Origin of the sequence: Ralstonia sp. A12 (assembly GCF_000801955.1) — a bacterium.
GTDB lineage: Bacteria > Pseudomonadota > Gammaproteobacteria > Burkholderiales > Burkholderiaceae > Ralstonia.
This window is the reverse complement of sequence record NZ_JSZO01000006.1, coordinates 100,156-118,672: the sequence shown is the minus strand read 5'-3', so window position 1 is coordinate 118,672 and position 18,517 is coordinate 100,156. Positions and strand designations below refer to the sequence as shown.

15 protein-coding genes are annotated in these 18,517 nt (G+C 62.6%); 11 read left to right on the top strand and 4 right to left on the bottom strand.

The genetic code is table 11. From position 1 onward, the window contains the following. Positions 1-31 precede the first annotated feature (31 nt). Positions 32-2,632, bottom strand: coding sequence for a PAS domain S-box protein (locus PI87_RS09555; protein WP_039597475.1), 2,601 nt, complete (start codon positions 2,630-2,632; stop codon positions 32-34). 282 nt (positions 2,633-2,914) lie between these two features. Between PI87_RS09555 and aceE the strand changes: the two genes are divergently transcribed. From aceE to lpdA, 4 genes are all read left to right on the top strand, one after another. Further along, positions 2,915-5,605, top strand: coding sequence for a pyruvate dehydrogenase (acetyl-transferring), homodimeric type (gene aceE, locus PI87_RS09550; RefSeq protein ID WP_039597474.1), 2,691 nt, complete (start codon positions 2,915-2,917; stop codon positions 5,603-5,605). A 153-nt stretch (positions 5,606-5,758) separates the two neighbouring features. Continuing rightward, the gene (gene aceF / locus PI87_RS09545) at positions 5,759-7,429 is read left to right on the top strand and encodes a dihydrolipoyllysine-residue acetyltransferase (protein ID WP_039597473.1); all 1,671 of its coding nucleotides are present in this window, start codon (positions 5,759-5,761) and stop codon (positions 7,427-7,429) included. Between the two features lie 105 nt (positions 7,430-7,534). Then, on the top strand, positions 7,535-8,107 hold the full coding sequence (locus tag PI87_RS09540) for an MFS transporter (RefSeq protein ID WP_039597472.1): 573 nt from the start codon (positions 7,535-7,537) through the stop codon (positions 8,105-8,107). A 56-nt stretch (positions 8,108-8,163) separates the two neighbouring features. Continuing rightward, positions 8,164-9,939, top strand: coding sequence for a dihydrolipoyl dehydrogenase (gene lpdA / locus PI87_RS09535; RefSeq protein ID WP_039597578.1), 1,776 nt, complete (start codon positions 8,164-8,166; stop codon positions 9,937-9,939). Between the two features lie 100 nt (positions 9,940-10,039). Here lpdA and PI87_RS09530 read toward each other — a convergent pair whose 3' ends face one another. Both PI87_RS09530 and PI87_RS09525 read right to left on the bottom strand, forming a co-directional pair. Continuing rightward, complete coding sequence (locus PI87_RS09530) at positions 10,040-10,600, bottom strand: hypothetical protein (protein WP_039597471.1); 561 nt, start codon at positions 10,598-10,600, stop codon at positions 10,040-10,042. 330 nt (positions 10,601-10,930) lie between these two features. After that, entirely contained in the window at positions 10,931-11,509 is a 579-nt protein-coding gene (locus PI87_RS09525) for a phasin family protein (protein ID WP_021194645.1), read from the bottom strand. Between PI87_RS09525 and PI87_RS29040 the strand changes: the two genes are divergently transcribed. From PI87_RS29040 to pbpG, 6 genes are all read left to right on the top strand, one after another. After that, positions 11,508-11,723 (top strand): hypothetical protein, encoded by a 216-nt coding sequence (locus PI87_RS29040; protein ID WP_157003105.1) that lies wholly within the window; start codon positions 11,508-11,510, stop codon positions 11,721-11,723. The two genes, PI87_RS09525 and PI87_RS29040, sit on opposite strands and share 2 nt — an antisense overlap. Positions 11,724-11,913: 190 nt before the next feature. Further along, on the top strand, positions 11,914-12,876 hold the full coding sequence (locus PI87_RS09520) for a histone deacetylase family protein (protein ID WP_039597470.1): 963 nt from the start codon (positions 11,914-11,916) through the stop codon (positions 12,874-12,876). After that, entirely contained in the window at positions 12,873-13,790 is a 918-nt protein-coding gene (locus PI87_RS09515) for a DMT family transporter (protein WP_039597469.1), read from the top strand. The genes PI87_RS09520 and PI87_RS09515 overlap by 4 nt, the downstream gene beginning before the upstream one ends. Positions 13,791-13,849: 59 nt before the next feature. Continuing rightward, entirely contained in the window at positions 13,850-14,293 is a 444-nt protein-coding gene (locus PI87_RS09510; RefSeq protein WP_039597468.1) for an acyl-CoA thioesterase, read from the top strand. Between the two features lie 15 nt (positions 14,294-14,308). Continuing rightward, the gene (locus tag PI87_RS09505; protein WP_039597577.1) at positions 14,309-15,016 is read left to right on the top strand and encodes a nitroreductase; all 708 of its coding nucleotides are present in this window, start codon (positions 14,309-14,311) and stop codon (positions 15,014-15,016) included. Between the two features lie 454 nt (positions 15,017-15,470). Beyond that, the gene (pbpG, locus tag PI87_RS09500; RefSeq protein ID WP_039597467.1) at positions 15,471-16,664 is read left to right on the top strand and encodes a D-alanyl-D-alanine endopeptidase; all 1,194 of its coding nucleotides are present in this window, start codon (positions 15,471-15,473) and stop codon (positions 16,662-16,664) included. A gap of 69 nt (positions 16,665-16,733) precedes the next feature. On the opposite strand, the gene PI87_RS09495 is transcribed toward pbpG, so the two are convergent. Further along, complete coding sequence (locus PI87_RS09495) at positions 16,734-17,531, bottom strand: IclR family transcriptional regulator (protein ID WP_039597466.1); 798 nt, start codon at positions 17,529-17,531, stop codon at positions 16,734-16,736. Between the two features lie 238 nt (positions 17,532-17,769). Between PI87_RS09495 and PI87_RS09490 the strand changes: the two genes are divergently transcribed. Further along, a complete protein-coding gene (locus tag PI87_RS09490; RefSeq protein ID WP_039597465.1) occupies positions 17,770-18,495 on the top strand; it encodes a (Fe-S)-binding protein in 726 nt (241 codons plus the stop codon). The last annotated feature ends 22 nt before the right edge of the window (positions 18,496-18,517 follow it).

Sequence of the window (18,517 nt, the reverse complement as noted above, 5' to 3'; positions counted from 1 at the left end):
GTCTACGTTCTACGTTTGTTTTAACAACGATTTACAGCGGATTCAGCGGCAGGATGATTTTAAACGTACAGCCGATGCCATCGGCATTGTTTTCTACCCAGAGCCTGCCGAGGTGGGATTCTATGATGGAGCGGCAGATGTTCAGGCCCATGCCCATGCCGTCGGACTTGGTGCTGAAGAAGGGCTCGAACAGGCGCTCCTTGGTGCTGTCGTCCACGCCCGGGCCCTGGTCGATGACCTCGATCAGCACGGAGTTTTCCGGGTCGTCGATCAGGTTGGCGTGCAGGCGCAGGACACTCGCGGCGCGCAGGCGCGGGTGGGCAGCCATGGCTTCGGCGGCGTTCTTGAGCAGGTTGACCAGCACCTGCTCGATCAGCACCGGGTCGACATACAGGTGCGGCAACTCGGCCGGCAGCCGCGTGAGGATGGTGATGCCGCGCCGCGTGGCTTCCAGCTCGGCCAGGCCGACGGCATCTGCCACGATGTCCCGCAGGTCGGATTCCCGCCGCTGCGGCTGGCTGCGTTTCACGAAGCCCCGGATGCGCTGAATGATGGTGCCGGCGCGTACTGCTTGGGCGGAGGTTTTCTCCAGCACGGGAATCAGCTCTTCCGCGGTGCTGCGACCGCTCTTCAGGCGGCCGACCGCGCCCATGCAGTAGTTGTTGATGGCCGCCAGCGGCTGGTTCAACTCGTGCGCCAGGGACGAAGCCATCTCGCCCATGGTCGTCAGGCGGCTGGTGAACTGCAGGCGCTCTTCGTGCTGGCGCGTCATTTCTTCGGCGGCCTTGCGCACGGTGATGTCCGTGGCGATCTGCATCTGCGCGAGGTGACCGTCCACCCATTGGATGTAGCGGCGGCGCACTTCGAACCATTTCTGCATCGCAGGCACGTAGATCTCGCGTGCGTCGGCGGCGTGCGGTGTCAGTTCGGAGGCGGGCAGGCCAGCATAGCCATCCACCATGTCGAGCGCATCGCTGGACACGTCTTCCGTGTTGACATCCTGGCCGGACAGTTGCAGGTGGCCGAACGCTTCCCAGCCGAAGAGCTGGCGGTAGTAGCGGTTGGCGAACAGCAGCTCGGCCTTGTCGGTGGAGAGCACGGACACGGCTGCGTCCAAGCTTTCCAGCACCGTCGTGAAGCGGTCATGTGCCGCAGCCAGGTCTTCGCGCGCGCGCTTGGGTTCGGTGATGTCGGTGATCGAACTCATCCAGCCTGTGTGCCGGCCGCGCGCGTCGATCAGCGGCGAGACGTACATCCGCGCATAGAAGCTCGTGCCGTCACGGCGCATCATGCGCAGCTCCATGCCGTTGGCAGGGGCCTTGCCGCGCAGGGTCAGCTCGATGTGCTTCTGCATCTCGCCGATTTCATTGGGCGGCCAGTACGGGAAGGGCGGCATGCGGCCAACCAGTTCTGCCTCTGTCCAGCCGATCATGCGGCAGAACGCGGGATTGACGTAGGTGATGCGGCCGTTGAGATCGAGCGCGCGCATGCCGATCACCATGGAGTTTTCCATGGCGCGGCGGAATGACGTTTCCGCCAGTAGCGCGCGTTGCGCTTCAGAGCGTCGGCTGGTGTGGCGCCAGACGCTCCACAAGCTCCAGATCACGAAGCACGACAGGCCAGCCACCAGCCACATCAACATGTTGTTGGGCAGATTGGACGGCGCCGGATACGCCTCGGCCCGCAATGATAGCGAATGCCCCGGCGGGTCCAGCAGCACCTCGTACGACGCCGCCGCCTTGGGCACCGGCCGCAGCGACGTGCTGGCCCGGATCACATTGTTTTTGTCGACCAGCGAGAAGCGGTAGCGGTCAGTCAGTTCGCCCGGCAGCAGTTGCGTGAGGATGCCGGTGACCGAGTACATGGCGCCCACCGTGCCCAGGAACTCGTTGTCGCGCACGATCGGCACTTCCATGAGCATGAAGCTCTCGCCGCGCTCGTTCTGGATCGGGCGGGAATAGACGGCGCGCTGCGTTTCACGTGCGGCGTCATAGGCTGACTGGATCTCAGCCTCGAGCGGGTGCTCACGTGTTTCGCGCACGCGGGTGACAAATTCAGAGCTGGCCGGGAAGGCCCAGCGCGGGCGGCGGGTGGCATCCAGCCAGTTGATGAAGACCAGCTCGGGGTTCTCGCGCAGCAGTTGGCGCGCGGCATCACGATAGGCACTCGGGTCGAGCTGCGCGGCGCCAATGTCGCGGGCCAGCGCAGCCACCTGATCCTGATTGCTCTGCAAGGACAGACGCACCTTCTGCTCGGCCCAGGCGGCATCGCGGTAGAGAGCGTCACGCTGCTGCTGCACCTCGGTGGCGTGCAGCTGATACAGGATGAAGATCATCGCGCCGGCAAACAAAACGATTGCCACCAGCGGAATGAACATGAACCAGTTGGTCGTCCACAACCGACCCAGGCGCATCATCCACAAGCGGCGCGGCATGTTAGCGCGCACGCCCTCATCGGGTGGCAGCTCGGGTGCGGACACCGCTGTATGTATAGACGAGGGCGCGGCAGGCATCGGCGGCTCGGACAATTCGGAGGGGTCAGACGACCGGGCCGGGTCCTGCTGGGCGTGGCGGGGGGAAAGCATGATGGGCGGACGAACGCCGGAATTCTGCGGAGGTAAAGGTGTGGACATCTGTGCAACTGCGCAAAACCAAGTGTAACGGCAATTAACCTGCGGGTCGCTTGGGGAAACCGCTTGGTGACGCACATTTCGCCAGCAGGGAAATGCTGCGCTGCAGCGTCAAAAGTGATTTGTTTTGCATCGCCGCAATATTCCGCATTATAAAAAACCATATCGCAATTTGAAAATTCCACTTGTGCTGCATTTGCGGGTGCCCATAGAATCAGCGCAAAAGTTGGGGTACCCCCAATCCAACGAGACGCAACTACCGTTACTGCTACCAAGGAGACCGCCATGTCGGCCGTACCAGAACAAGTCCTGGGCGCCACGAGCGCCAGCGACGTCGATCCCCAGGAAACCAAGGAATGGCTGGAGGCGCTACAAGGCGTCATCGGCGCGGAAGGCCCGCAACGCGCGGCGTTCCTCCTCGATAAGCAGATCGAGTACGCGCGCATCAACGGCGTGACCTCGCCGCTGCACGCAGAAACCCCCTACATCAACACGATTCCGGTTGAGAACCAGGACCGCATTCCCGGCAACCAGGAAATCGAGCACCGCATCCGTTCGTACACGCGCTGGAACGCCATGGCGATGGTGCTGCGTGCGAACAAGGACACCAACGTCGGTGGCCATATCTCGTCGTTCGCGTCCGCAGCCACGCTGTATGACGTTGGCTACAACCACTTCTGGCACGCCCCGTCGGACAAGCACGGCGGCGATATGGTCTTCGTGCAGGGCCACTCGGCGCCGGGCGTGTATTCGCGCGCGTTCCTGCTGGGCCGCCTGACCGAAAACCAGCTCGACAGCTTCCGCCAGGAGGTGGACGGCCAGGGCATCTCGTCGTATCCGCACCCGTGGCTGATGCCGGATTTCTGGCAATTCCCGACGGTATCGATGGGCCTGGGCCCGATCATGGCGATCTACCAGGCGCGCTTCACCAAGTACCTGGCCAGCCGCGGCCTGATCCAGAACTGGGAAAACCGCAAGGTCTGGGCCTTCCTGGGCGACGGTGAAACCGACGAGCCGGAATCGCTGGGCGCGATCGGCATGGCCGGCCGTGAAAAGCTGGACAACCTCGTCTTCGTGATCAACTGCAACTTGCAACGCCTGGACGGTCCGGTGCGCGGCAACGGCAAGATCATTCAAGAGCTGGAAAGCGAATTCCGCGGCGCCGGCTGGAACGTCATCAAGGTCATCTGGGGTAGCCGCTGGGATCAACTGCTCGCCCGCGACACCAAGGGCCTGCTGATGAGCCGCATGATGGAATGCGTCGACGGCGAGTATCAGACCTTCAAGTCGAAGAGCGGCGCCTATGTGCGCGAGTTCTTCTTCAACACGCCGGAACTCAAGGCCATGGTGGCCGACTGGTCCGACGACGACATCTGGGCGCTGAACCGCGGCGGCCATGATCCGCACAAGATCTTCGCGGCGTTCCAATCGGCCACGAACCACAAGGGTCAGCCGACCGTCATCCTCGCCAAGACCATCAAGGGCTATGGCATGGGCGAAGCCGGCGAAGCGATGAACATCGCCCACCAGCAGAAGAAGATGCCGGTGGACGCCATCCGCAAGCTGCGCGATCGCTTCAACATCCCGGTTGCCGACGACCAGCTCGAGCACGTTCCGTACGTCAAGTTCGAAGAGGGCTCGAAGGAACTCGAGTACATGCGCAAGGCCCGCATGGACCTGGGCGGCTACCTGCCGGCACGTCGCCAGAAGGCCGACGCGCTGCAGATTCCGGCACTGGCCGCGTTTGACGCGCTGCTGAAGGCCACCGGCGAAGGCCGCGAAGTGTCCACCACGATGGCCTTCGTGCGGATCCTGAACATCCTGCTGAAGGACAAGAACGTCGGTAAGCACGTCGTGCCCATTGTGCCGGATGAGTCCCGCACGTTCGGTATGGAAGGTCTGTTCCGCCAGGTCGGTATCTGGAACCAGGAAGGCCAGAAGTACGTGCCGCAGGATCACGACCAGCTGATGTTCTACAAGGAATCGCAGACAGGTCAGGTGCTGCAGGAAGGCATCAACGAAGCCGGCGCCATGTGCGACTGGATCGCGGCCGCCACGTCGTATTCGACGCATGGCGTGGCGATGATCCCGTTCTACATCTATTACTCGATGTTCGGCATCCAGCGTATCGGCGACCTCTGCTGGGCTGCTGGCGACATGCGCTCGCGCGGCTTCCTGCTGGGCGGCACCGCTGGCCGCACGACGCTGAACGGCGAAGGGCTGCAGCACGAAGACGGCCACTCGCACGTGTACCACGCTGCCATCCCGAACTGCATCTCGTATGACCCGACCTTCCAGTACGAACTGGCGGTGGTGATGCAAGACGGCCTGCGCCGCATGTATGTCGAGCAGGAAGACGTCTACTACTACCTGACGGTGATGAACGAGAACTACGAGCACCCGGAAATGCCGGCGGGTGTCGAGGGCGACATCATCAAGGGGATGTACCAGTTCAAGAAGGGCGTCGAGAACAGCAACGCACCGCGCGTGCAACTGCTGGGTTCGGGCACGATCTTCCGTGAGGTGATTGCCGCGGCTGAGCTGCTCAAGAAGGATTGGGGCGTTGAGTCCGACCTGTGGGGTGCCCCAAGCTTTACCGAGCTGGCCCGCGAAGGTAATGCCGTCGCCCGCTGGAACCTGCTCAACCCGACCGAACCGCAACGCGAGTCGCACGTCGAGAAGCTGCTCAAGAACGCACGCGGCCCGGTCATCGCATCGACCGACTACGTCCGTACTTTCGCCGAGCAGATCCGCGCCTTCGTGCCGCGTCGCTACGTGGTGCTGGGCACCGACGGCTTCGGCCGCTCGGATACCCGCGAGAAGCTGCGCCACTTCTTCGAAGTGGACCGCTACTGGGTGACGGTCGCGTCGCTCAAGGCGCTCGCCGACGAAGGCGTGTTGCCGCGCGAAAAGGTGGCCGAGGCACTGAAGAAGTACAACCTCGATCCGAACAAGCCCAACCCGATGACCGTATAACGGAGCCGCCGGGCGCGCAGGTTGCGTCCGGCCGGGCACCGCCCCCGACAGACTTTTCGCGTAGTGCATTTGCCTGCACGATGCGGTAGCCTGCGGGGCAGCTTGTGTCCGCCGCCGGATGCGCTCGCCGCCAGACCCTCTGGAGACAGAAGAATGAGTCAAGTCGTAGAAATCAAGGTGCCGGACATCGGCGACTACAAAGACGTCCCGGTGATCGAAGTGCTGGTCAAGGCGGGCGATACCGTCAACGCCGAGGATTCGCTGGTCACGCTGGAGTCGGACAAGGCGACCATGGACGTGCCGTCGCCCAAGAGCGGCGTCGTCAAGGAAGTGAAGATCAAGGTGGGCGATAGCGTGTCGGAAGGCTCGCTGGTGCTGTTGCTCGAAGAGCAGGGCGCCGCTGCAGCTCCGGCGCCTGCCGCTCAAGCTGCGCCCGCACCGGCTCCGGCCGCTGCTGCGCCGGCACCCGCGCCTGCTGCACAAGCTCCGGCACCCGCGCCGGCAGCTGCAGGTGGCGGCACGGTTGAAGTGAAGGTCCCGGACATCGGCGACTACACGGACGTGCCGGTCATCGAGATCAGCGTGAAGGTGGGCGACAAGGTGGAAGCCGAGCAGTCGCTGATCACGCTCGAATCGGACAAGGCCACGATGGATGTGCCGTCGCCGGCTGCCGGTACCGTCAAGGAAATCCGCGTGAAGGTGGGCGATGCCGTGTCGCAAGGCACGCTGATCGTCGTGCTGGATGGTGCTGGCGGCGCGGCTGCAGCACCGGCCCCCGCACAAGCTCCGGCGCCCGCACCGGCTGCCGCTGCACCGAGCCCGGCACCTGCCGCTACTCCCGCTGCCGCCCCGGCTGCTGCGCCTGCAACCTACACCGCCGACACCGTCGGTACGGTGGGCAAGGCCGCCCACGCCAGCCCGTCGGTGCGCAAGTACGCGCGTGATCTGGGCGTGAACGTGAGCCTCGTTGGCGGCACGGGTCCGAAGAACCGTATCACGCAGGAAGACGTGCAGCGCTACGTCAAGGGCGTGATGACCGGCCAAGCCGCAGCGCCGGGCAAGGCTGCTGCCGCACCGTCTGGCGGCGGCGAGCTGAACCTGCTGCCGTGGCCGAAGGTGGACTTCACCAAGTTTGGTCCGGTCGATCCGAAGCCGCTGTCGCGCATCAAGAAGATCTCGGGCGCGAACCTGCACCGCAACTGGGTCATGATCCCGCACGTCACCAACAATGACGAAGCGGACATCACCGAGCTGGAAGCTTTCCGCGTGCAGATGAACAAGGACCACGAAAAGGCCGGCGTGAAGTTCACGATGCTGGCGTTCGTGATCAAGGCGGTTGTTGGCGCGCTGAAGAAATTCCCGACGTTCAACGCCAGCCTGGACGGCGACAACCTGGTCTTCAAACAGTACTTCCACATCGGCTTTGCGGCTGATACGCCCAACGGGCTGGTGGTGCCGGTGATCCGCGATGCGGACAAGAAGGGCCTGGTCGACATCGCCAAGGAAATGGCCGACCTGTCGAAGGCCGCCCGCGAAGGCAAGCTGAAGCCGGACCAAATGCAAGGCGGTTGCTTCTCGATCTCGTCGCTGGGCGGCATCGGCGGCACGAACTTCACGCCGATCATCAACGCGCCGGAAGTGGCCATCCTGGGTCTGTCGCGTGGTTACCAGAAGCCGGTATGGGACGGTAAGCAGTTCGTGCCGCGCCTGACGCTGCCGCTGTCGCTGTCGTACGATCACCGCGTGATCGATGGCGCAGAAGCTGCCCGCTTCAACGCGTATCTGGCCAGCGTGCTGGCGGACTTCCGCCGCGTCAGCCTGTAAGCCCGCACGGGTGCGGCACGCATCTGGCTTTGGGCCTGTGCGTGCCGGCCTGGATGGGGTTACAGCCGGGTTTGCAGCGGCCGGCGGATTTTTCGCGAGGACGACATGACGACGTGCGTGGTGGTCAAGAAAGACGGCGAAGTGGCAATCGCAGCCGATTCGCTGGTGACGTTCGGCGATACGCGCCTAGCGCGCGGCTACGAGCAAAACCAGAAGATCTTCCAGGTGGGCGAGTCGCTGATCGCCCTGGCGGGTACGACGGCCCACTTCCCGGTCATGCGCAGCCTGCTGACCGGCTTGGCGGATGAATGCCGGCTTGGCTCGCGCGACGACGTCTTCCGGACCTTCCTCAAGGTGCACGAAAAGCTCAAAGACGAGTATTTCGTCAACACCAAGGAAGACGACGATGACCCTTACGAGTCGTCTCAGATCACTTGCCTGATCGCCAACGCAACTGGCATCTACGGCGTTTATTCGTACCGCGAAGTGTTTTCGTTCGACCGCTTCTGGGGCATCGGCTCGGGGCGCAATTTTGCGCTGGGGGCCATGTCTACGGTGTTCGACATGCCGGGCAAGACGGCGGCGGATGTTGCGCAGGTCGGCGTGGCTGCGGGCGTGGAATTCGACAAGAGTTCGGGCGGCCCGATCGAAGTGCACACGATACGTCTGCAAGATTGAAAGCGTCGGCGGCCAAGGCGATGCCGGGTGCCGACGACAAGAACAAGGAGTCAGGAATGAGCGTGGTGGAAATCAAGGTGCCGGACATCGGCGATTTCGACGCAGTGGAAGTCATCGAAGTGCTGATCAAGGCGGGCGATACCGTGGCGCCTGAGCAGTCGCTGATCGTGCTGGAATCCGACAAGGCCAGCATGGAAGTGCCGTCGGACGTGGCCGGCAAGATCGTCGATGTGAAGGTCAAGGTGGGCGACAAGGTTGCGAAGGGAGCGGTGATTGCCACGGCGGAAGCCGGCGCAGCCGCAGCTCCGGCACCTGCGCAGGCACCGGCCGCAGCACCTGCTGCAGTGCCGGCAGCAGCGGCGCCCGCACCGCAAGCGGCCAAGCATGCCGGCAGCGCAGATATCGAGTGCGACATGCTCGTCCTCGGCTCTGGCCCGGGCGGATATTCGGCCGCCTTCCGCAGCGCAGATCTTGGCATGAACACCGTGCTGGTCGAGCGCTTCTCCACGCTGGGCGGTGTCTGCCTGAACGTGGGTTGTATCCCGTCGAAGGCGCTGCTGCACACGGCCGCCGTGATGGAAGAAGTCAAGGCGATGGCCGCGCACGGCATCGTCTACAGCGAGCCGAAGGTTGATATCAACCAACTGCGCAAGCACAAGGAATCCGTGATCGGCAAGCTGACCGGCGGCCTGGCTGGCATGGCCAAGGCACGCAAGGTGCAGGTCGTGCGCGGCGTTGGTACGTTCCTCGATCCGAACCACCTGGAAGTGCAGGTGACGGACGGCGCCGGCAAGGCTGTGACCGGCGAGAAGAAGGTCATCCGCTTCGCCAAGGCGATCATCGCTGCGGGCAGCGAGGCCGTGAAACTGCCGTTCATCCCGGAAGACCCGCGCATCGTCGATTCGACCGGCGCGCTGGAGCTGCATGAAGTGCCGGCCAAGATGCTGGTCATCGGCGGCGGCATCATCGGCCTGGAAATGGCCACGGTGTACAGCACGCTGGGCGCGCGCATCGACGTGGTGGAAATGCTCGACGGCCTGATGCAGGGCGCCGACCGTGACCTCGTCAAGGTGTGGGACAAGATGAACAAGGGCCGCTTCGACAAGGTCATGCTCAAGACCAAGACGGTTGGTGTCGAGGCCAAGCCGGACGGTATCTATGTGAAGTTCGAAGGCGAAGCTGCACCGGCCGAGCCGCAGCGCTACGACATGGTGCTGGTGGCCGTGGGCCGCAGCCCGAACGGCAAGCGCATCGGCGCCGAGAAGGCCGGCGTGGCTGTGACGGACCGCGGCTTCATCGACGTGGACAAGCAACAGCGCACCAACGTGTCGCACATCTACGCGATCGGCGACATCGTTGGCCAGCCGATGCTGGCGCACAAGGCGGTCCATGAAGGTCATGTGGCTGCCGAAGCTGCGCACGGCGAGAAGGCATACTTCGATGCCAAGCAGATTCCATCGGTGGCCTTTACCGATCCGGAAGTGGCCTGGGCCGGCCTGACCGAAGACCAGTGCAAGGCACAGGGCATCAAGTACGGCAAGGGCGTGTTCCCGTGGGCCGCTTCGGGCCGCGCGATCGCGAATGGCCGCGACGAGGGCTTCACCAAGGTCATCTTCGACGAGGAAACGCATCGCATCATCGGCGGCGGTATCGTCGGCACGCATGCGGGCGACCTCATCAGCGAGATCTGTCTGGCCATCGAGATGGGCGCCGACGCGGTGGATATCGGCAAGACCATCCACCCGCACCCGACGCTGGGTGAGTCGGTGGGCATGGCTGCGGAAATCTATGAGGGTGTCTGCACGGATGTGCCGCCAGCTCGCAAGCGCTGAGATGCAATTAACCGCCGTGTTTTCAGAGAGACCCTGAAACCTGGCTGGCAAAGAAGAAGGGCCGCTCGATTGGGCGGCCCTTCTTCTTTGATGCGTTGCCTCAGTGACGCGGTTGGGCGGGGCGACGGTTCCGGCGCAGCAGGCGCAGCGCTGCGGTCAGCCGGCGCCAAGCTAGGCGTAGCAGCCCGCGCCGGTGGGTTCGCCAACTGACGATGCGTGCCTGCAGCGCCTGCCAGGTCGGGCTGGCGCGCAAGGCAGCAACCATACGCTGCTTCCAGGCCAGGAAAGCGACTTCCCAGCGGGAATACCAGTCGATCGTATGCAACTGCGGCCGAACCACTACGTAGATGCGGGCACCTAACGCCGTACTGACAGCCTTCGCCAGTATCAGCACGAGCGTCCCGGCGATAAATTTGCCACGCGTGAGCACGTAGACAGCCGCCAGCTTGAATGGCAGTAGCGCCAGCATCGGCAGGACGAACGCACAGAGGGCTTCGATCGGCTCAAGCGCAGCCAGGCGTCGTTCTGCAGCCTGCACCCATGGGTGCGTTGCCAGTCGGGCAGTGACCCGCAGCATGGCATTCCAGATCCATTCTTCGAACAGCAGGATCAGTGCGGCCAGGAAGATCAGGCCACGTTTGGCCAGGGATTCGCGGGACATCGGCGTAGGGTTGGGGTGGTAATCCGCAATATAGGATGGAGCGCCGGTCGCCCACAAAAGTTCGCAGTTTGAAGCGCCGTGACGGTTTGCGTGCACACAAAAAACCCGGCCGAAGCCGGGTCAAAGGTACCCACTGATCACCACTGAGGACAGGTTTTCTCTGGCGGTACCGAGGAGGCAATCCAACGAACACAGTGGAATTGACCGCCGGGCGTGTGTTTCGGTTCCGCGCAAAATACACGCAAACGATGCGTTTGGAAGATTGATTCGACGGCACAAACAAAACGGGCCTCCCGAAGGAGGCCCGTTTGCGCAGAAAACTAAGACCGATTAGGCCGCGGTCGTGGTCTTCTTGCTGGTGGCAGCACGCGCTTGAGCCGAAGCCTGGGCGGTTGCCTTGCTGGCAGCGTTGGCAGCAGCGTGGAAGTTGCTTTCAGCCAGTTCCACAGCTTGCTTGGTGGCCTTCTGCACCGAGTCGTAGGCGTTGTTGGCAGCCGACAGAGCCGACTTCACCAAGGCGACAGCCGATTCCGAACCAGCCGGGGCGTTCTTCGACACGTTGTCGACCAGCGCTTGCAGCTTGCGGCTGTTTTCAGCGATTTGCGATTCAGCGGCCTTGCTGAACTCGGTTTGCGTGTCCGAAGCGATTTCGTACAGGTGGCGGCTGTAAGCCAGAACCTTTTCAGCCAGCGGCTGAACGGCAGCGGTTTGCACCGACAGCAGTTCTTGCGCGTCTTTGGCGGTCAGGGCCTTCTTGGCGTGCTCGACGTTTTCGGCCAGGGTAGCCTTGACGACTTGCAGGTTCAGTTCGACCAGTTTCTCGACGCCTTCAAAAGCCTTGTTGGTCAGGCCAAAGAAGGTTTCCAGGTTGGCCTTGTGCGCCGCAGCGATCTGTTCCTGAGTCAGCATGTTGTCTCTCCAATGCAAGGTGGACGGGGGGAATCAAAATCAAAATTTAGATCGCCCAGATGTACAAAGCATGACGGTCTGCGTCGGGCCTTCCAGGCGACATCGCGATGGCTTATGGATGGTGCATCGCAACAATTCCATTGTTGTTGAACGTCAAACCAGTGTCAAGCAGCTTTTGTGCATCGCACAAAAATCAGAATTGGCTGATTTTTGATGCACAGGAATTGCGCGGCAAACCGTTTGGCGTAACTTTTTGTAGCAAAAGAATGCGCATTTGTGGTGCGTGTCGAAGTTGCTTTGCTAGCTCTAGCGGCAACTTCGTCTCAAAAAACATACTGTCGCAGCCTAGGTTAGGATGCGTCCGTTCGCCAATTCTGTTGCGCTGCAATTATTTGTGATCTCTCATGCGGGCGTTCTACACCGATCATTTTGTGCTGCCGCTGCCCCCAGGCCACCGGTTTCCGATGCGTAAATACAGTGAGCTGCGCGCGCGGGTGCTGGCGGAGGTACCGGGGTTGGAGATGCATGAAGCCCCGCGAGCCGATGACCAGGCTTTGCTGCTGGCGCACGCACCTGATTACGTCGAGGCGGTGAGCGCCGGCCACCTTGATCCGGCACGCCAGCGCGAGATCGGCTTCCCGTGGTCGCCGGAGATGGTGGAGCGTAGTCGCCGATCTGCAGGCGCCACCATGGCGGCATGTGCAGCCGCCATGGCAGACGGCATTGCCGTCAACCTGGCAGGCGGCACGCATCACGCTTATGCGGATAAGGGCGCCGGCTTTTGTGTCTTCAACGACGCGGCCATCGCTTCACGTTGGATGCAGCGCCAGCCGGGCAGGGCGCCCGCCGAGTTTCCCGTCGCCATCGTTGATCTGGACGTACACCAGGGCAACGGCACCGCGTCGATCCTGCGTGACGATGCCTCGGTGTTCACGCTGTCGGTGCACGGTGAGAAGAACTACCCATTCCGCAAGGAAGCGTCCGACCTGGACGTTGGCCTGCATGACGGCTGCGGTGATCACGACTATCTGGAAGCGCTGACCGGTGCGCTCGATATCCTGGCGGGGCGCTTCAAGCCGAGCCTGATCATTTATTTGGCTGGCGCCGATCCGCACGAAGGTGATCGTTTGGGCCGGCTCAAGCTGACGATGTCCGGGTTGGCCGCGCGCGACCAGCAGGTGTTCGATTTTGCGTATCAGCGGCGCATTCCCATTGCCGTTACCATGGCGGGCGGCTACGGCAACAACATCGACGACACCGTGGCCGTCCACGCGCAGACCATTGCGCTGGCTGCCCGGCATGCACAACGTTGGGCGGCACGCGACGAGGCTGCTGCCGCATCGACCTCTCTCCAGCTTTCCGCATGACCCAAGCGTATTCCGCCGCGCCTGCGCAGGCCCGCGATTCCCTGTTCGTGGCCGCAATGCCGTGGTTGTTCGTACTGATCTGGAGCACGGGCTTCATCGTGGCCAAGTACGGGATGCCGTACGCCGAGCCGATCACCTTCCTCTTCCTGCGCTTTGTGGGTGTGCTGGTGTGCCTGCTACCGCTCGTGTTATTGGCACGTGTGCCGTTGCCGCGTCGCGCGGGCACGAAAGATGTCGACTGGGCAGCCGTCGGCCACCTTGCCGTGGCGGGTGTGCTGATGCAGTGGGGCTATCTGGCCGGCGTCTGGGCGGCTGTGAAGCTGGGGATGCCGGCGGGCATGACGGCGCTGATTGTCGGCATGCAGCCGATCCTCACGGCGTTGTATGTGTCGATGCGCGGCGAGCGCGTGACGGGGCGCCAGTGGCTTGGCCTGCTGTGCGGCATCGCCGGCGTGGGGCTGGTGGTGGCGAACAAACTGCACTTGGCAGGCGTGGGTGTGACGACGCTGGCGCTGTGTATGGGCGCGTTGCTGTCGATCACCATTGGCACGCTGTATCAGAAGCGCCATTGCCCGGTGTTCGACCTGCGCATGGGCGCGTGTATTCAGTTTGCTGCGTCGGCGCTGCTGTGTCTGCCGTTCATGTTTCTGTTCGAGACACGCGAGGTGCACTGGACGGCGCAGATGATCGGCTCACTGGTGTGGTCAGTGCTGGCGCTGTCCATCGGTGCGATCTCGCTGCTGTTCGTGCTGATCCGCAAGGGCGCGGCGACCAAGGTGACGTCGCTGCTGTACCTGACGCCGCCCACGACCGCAGTGATGGCCTGGGCGCTCTTCGGTGAGCGCTTTCCGCCGCTGGCCGCGCTGGGCATGGTGATTGCCGCGTGCGGTGTAGCGCTGGTGATTCGCAAGTAACGGCCGACAACCGGCTGGCGTATCCTCGTAGTTTTCCAATCTCCCGAGCGCACGCCAGCATGAGCACGCCCCGACAGACGCGCGACGATTACCGCCACTTCCATACCATCACCACGCGGTGGATGGACAACGACGTCTACGGCCACGTCAACAACGTCGTCTACTACAGCTACTTCGACACCGTGGTGAACGCCTACCTGATCGAGCAGGGCGTGCTGGACCCCGAGCACAGCGACACCATCGGCCTCGTCATCGAAACGCAGTGCAATTACTTCGCACCGCTGTCGTTTCCCGATCCGGTGGTCGCGGGCTTGCGTGTTGCGCGCCTGGGCAACACCAGCGTGCGCTATGAGGTGGGCTTGTTCCGCGGCGATGCACATGAGGCTGCCGCGCAAGGGCACTTCGTGCATGTCTACGTTGATCGCGAAACGCGTCGCCCGGTATCGCTGCCGGAGGCGTTGCGCGCCGTGCTGGAACCGCTGGCCGCCAACGTTGCAGCCTGAGTGATCTGCCTCGCCATGAGTGATCGACGCCCCAACGCCACCGAGGTCGATCTCGTCGACCAGGCCATCACGTCGCGCCGCTCGATTCGCGCGTTCCTGCCCAAGCCTGTCGAGCGTGAAGACATCGAGGCGATTCTGGATGTGGCACGCCGCGCGCCGTCGGGCAGCAATACGCAGCCTTGGAAGGTCTATGTGCTGACGGGCGAATCGAAGGCGCGCCTGTCGGAATCCGTGCTGGCAGCGTTCGACCATCCGGAGGTCGATGCGCTGCACCGCGAGGAGTATCCGTACTATCCGCGCACGTGGATCGATCCCTATCAAAGTCGCCGTCGCAAGGTGGGCTGGGACTTATACGGTCTACTCGGCATTGGTCGCGCAGAGAAGGCGCGCATGCACGCACAGCACGCGCGCAATTTCCGTTTCTTCGATGCGCCCGTCGGCCTCATCTTCAGCATCGATCGCGTGATGGAGCAGGGCAGTTGGCTCGACTACGGCATGTTCCTCGAAGCCGTGATGGTGGCGGCGCGCGCACGCGGTATCGATACATGTCCGCAAGCGGCGTTCACGCCATTCCATCGCGTCATCAAAGCGCATCTTGCGTTACCGGATGACGAGATGGTCGTGTGCGGTATGTCGATGGGGTATGCAGACCCGTCCGCCATCGAAAACACGCTCATCACCGAGCGCGCACCTGTCTCCGACTTCACTCGGTTCTTCGACTGACGTCGTTATCGCGCAGCCGCCTGCGTGCTACGGCGCACATCTTCGCGCAAGGCGCAAATAGAACCAGAAAAGTCGTTGAATTGTGTCAACAGAATCAGGCGATGCTTCGTTAGACTTCCATCATGCAGTCGGCGTGTGAGCGCGGGCGCATTGTGAGGAAGTGTTGGACGACGTTGTAAACCGTGATTGTCACCATTCGGGTGGGAATTCGAGCGGGATGAAGTGCTCTCTCTGGGGCCTTCGCAATACGTTTTGACGCGGTACTCAGAAAGTGCCCTATGCGCAACTTTCTTCGCAAATTGTGGCTTGCCTTGGCAGGGAATTGCGTCGAAATGATGTCTGAATGATAAGGCTCCAGAGGTCAAACTTTAAGGCTGTGAGCTAAGTCCTTCATCTTGCTAAGAATTTTGTTTTTGCCTACACTTGCGCCATCTCACGCGCGGGTGATCGAATCATGTCACGGTCTGTATCCTCATTTTTCCGACGTCTCGGCCTAGCCTCGCTGATGACCGTCGCGCTCGCCGCCGTTTCCGTCGCCTCTGTGGCCCATGCTGCCACCGCCGACAAAAAGCCTGCCGCCAGCAAGAAAGCCAAGTCCAAAGGCAAGACCGTCACCAGCAAGAAAGCCAGCGCCAAAGTCGCGGCTGCGAGCAGCGATGACGTTGCCACCACCAAAATCCGCAAGGTTGTCACCGTCAAGGGCAAACGCCGCGTGATCGTGGTTGAGCGTGGTGCTCGCCCGGTGCGTGCTGCCTTTGTGCCGGCCAGCCCGACGCTGGGCGAAGCAATGGGCCTGCGGGCCACGCCGGATGCGCTGGCGCTGCGCTCGTCGGTCGCGCTGGTGATGGATCAGAACACCGGTGAAGTGCTGTTCCAGAAGAATTCGGCTGCAGTGCTGCCGATCGCCTCGATCACCAAACTGATGACCGCGCTGGTTGTGACCGACGCGCATCAGCCGATGGACGAACTGCTCGAGATTACCGATGACGATCGCGATTACGAGCGCAACACCGGCTCGCGTCTGCGTTTCGGCACGATGCTTACGCGTGAAGACCTGCTGCTGCTGGCGCTGATGTCGTCGGAAAACCGTGCGGCGTCGGCACTGGGCCGCAGCTATCCGGGTGGCCGTCCGGCATTCGTGGCCGCCATGAACCGCAAGGCGCACGAGCTGGGCATGAACGACACGCACTATGTCGATTCGAATGGCCTGTCGAGCAGCAACGTGTCGAGCGCGCAGGATCTGGCCAAGATCGTGATCGCTGCGTACAAGGTGCCGACCATCCGCCAGTTCACGACCACCACTGAGCACACCGTCAACGCGAACGGCCGCACGCTGCATTACGTGAATACCAATCGCCTGGTGCGTGGCGGCGAATGGGACATCGGTCTGCAGAAGACCGGCTTCATCAACGAAGCAGGCCGCTGCCTCGTGATGCAAGCCAACGTGCATGGCCGCAATGTGGTGATGGTGTTCCTGGATTCGGCAGGCAATCTGACGCGCTTTGCGGATGCCACGCGCGTGCGCAATTGGCTGGAGCGCAATCCGCATGTGGAGGCAGCCACGCAAGCTGCTGCGCCGCTGCGCAACGTTCCGGTATCGACGCAACAACCGGCAACGGTGCTGGCTTCGGAGCAGCACGGCGCCTGAGTCGCAGTCTGATCGCCCAACAAAAAAGCGCGTCATCGAACGCGCTTTTTTGTTGGGTAAAACCGGCGCTCATTCCGCGCGCACGGGCTCCTCGTCATACGTGTAGCCCATGCCCTTGGAGATCTGCAGGGCGGTGTCCTTGAGGTTGTCGAGCCAGCTGTCCTGCAGGCGGTCTGCCGGTGCGGATAGCGACAAGCCCGCCACCAGCCGGCGCGAATCATCATAGATGCCGGCAGCGATACAACGTACGCCGAGTTCCAGCTCCTCGTTGTCGCGCGCGTAGCCGTTGGTGCGTACCCAGTTCAGTTCACGCTCAAGCTTGGGCAGATCGGTGATCGATGTGCGCGTATGGCCAGACAGGCCCGTGCGCGTGGCATAGGCTCGCACGCGGCCGATCTCGTCTGCTGCCAGGAACAACTTGCCGACCGACGTCAGGTGCAGCGGCGCACGGCCGCCGATGGCACGCACGACCTGCATGCCTGAGCGCTCGGAATACGCGCGCTCGATGTAGACGATCTCATCGCCCTGGCGTACGGAGAGGTTGACGGTCTGGCCGGTCAGGCGGTGCAGCGCGCGCATAGGTGTCAGCGCGGCCTCACGCACCGACAGGCGCGCTTTGACCAGGTTGCCGAGTTCCAGCAGGCGCATGCCGAGGCGATAGCTGCCGGGGTCGGAGCGATCGACAAAGCGGCATGCCACCATGTCGTTCAGGATGCGGTGCGCGGTGGACGGGTGCAGGCCCGTGCTGGCGGACAGCGCTTTCAGGCTGACCGGGTCGGCGTGTTCGGCCAGTGCGTCAAGCAGCATCATCATGCGTTCGATGACCTGGATGGACGTCTTGCCGGGGTCCTTGTCTGCTTCTGCCATGGGTGCAGGGGGTTGCGGATGCGATGCAAAATTCTATCCCACGATGTGAAAATGCGCACCCTCCCGACGCATGATTCCGGGTATTTTCGAGGGCATTCTCGGTCGTGCTTGCGTTGTGCTTGAGAGCGCATCGTGAAGCATACTCACGAGCGGCATGAAGAAGTTCTATGCCTGAAAACCCGCGCTGGCTGGGCGTCGGGCGCATAATGGCGGCTTCCGAGAACACACGAGACTCCCCATGCGCGTAGGCCTGTTCGTCACTTGCCTGGTTGATCTGATGCGGCCTGACATCGGTTTTTCGGTGCTCAAGCTGCTGGAAAAGGCCGGTTACGACGTGGTGGTGCCGCCTGCCCAGACATGCTGCGGTCAGCCTGCCTACAACTCCGGCGATCGCCCGCTGGCGCGCGATCTGGCCGAAAAAACGCTCAAGGAGTTCGAGCAGTTCGACTACGTGGTCATCCCGTCCGGCTCGTGCGGCGGCATGATCCGCAAGGGTTACGCCGATCTCTTTCGCGATGATCCGGAGCTTGCCAGCCGCTATGAGCGCCTAGCCCCCCGCGTGTATGAACTGACCGATTTCCTCGTCAACGTCGCGCGCATCGAATCGCTTGATTCCGCGTTCAAGGGCCATGTCACGTATCACGATTCATGCTCGGGCCTGCGCGAGCTGGGTGTGAAGGCGCAACCGCGCGCGCTGCTCGGCAAACTGCCTGGCGTGCAGCTGACAGAGATGCCGGCGTGCGAGGCGTGCTGCGGCTTCGGCGGCACGTTCTCGATCAAGTACGGTGATATCTCCACCGCCATCGCCGATGAGAAATGCGCCAACATCAAGGCCAGTGGTGCTGATGCCGTGGTGCTTGGTGATGTGGGCTGCATGCTCAACATTGAAGGTCGTCTACGCCGCACCGGCGACACGCACACACGCGTGCTGCATATCGCGCAGGTCCTCGCTGGCGACGCCTGAGCACAGAATACGGAGACGCAAT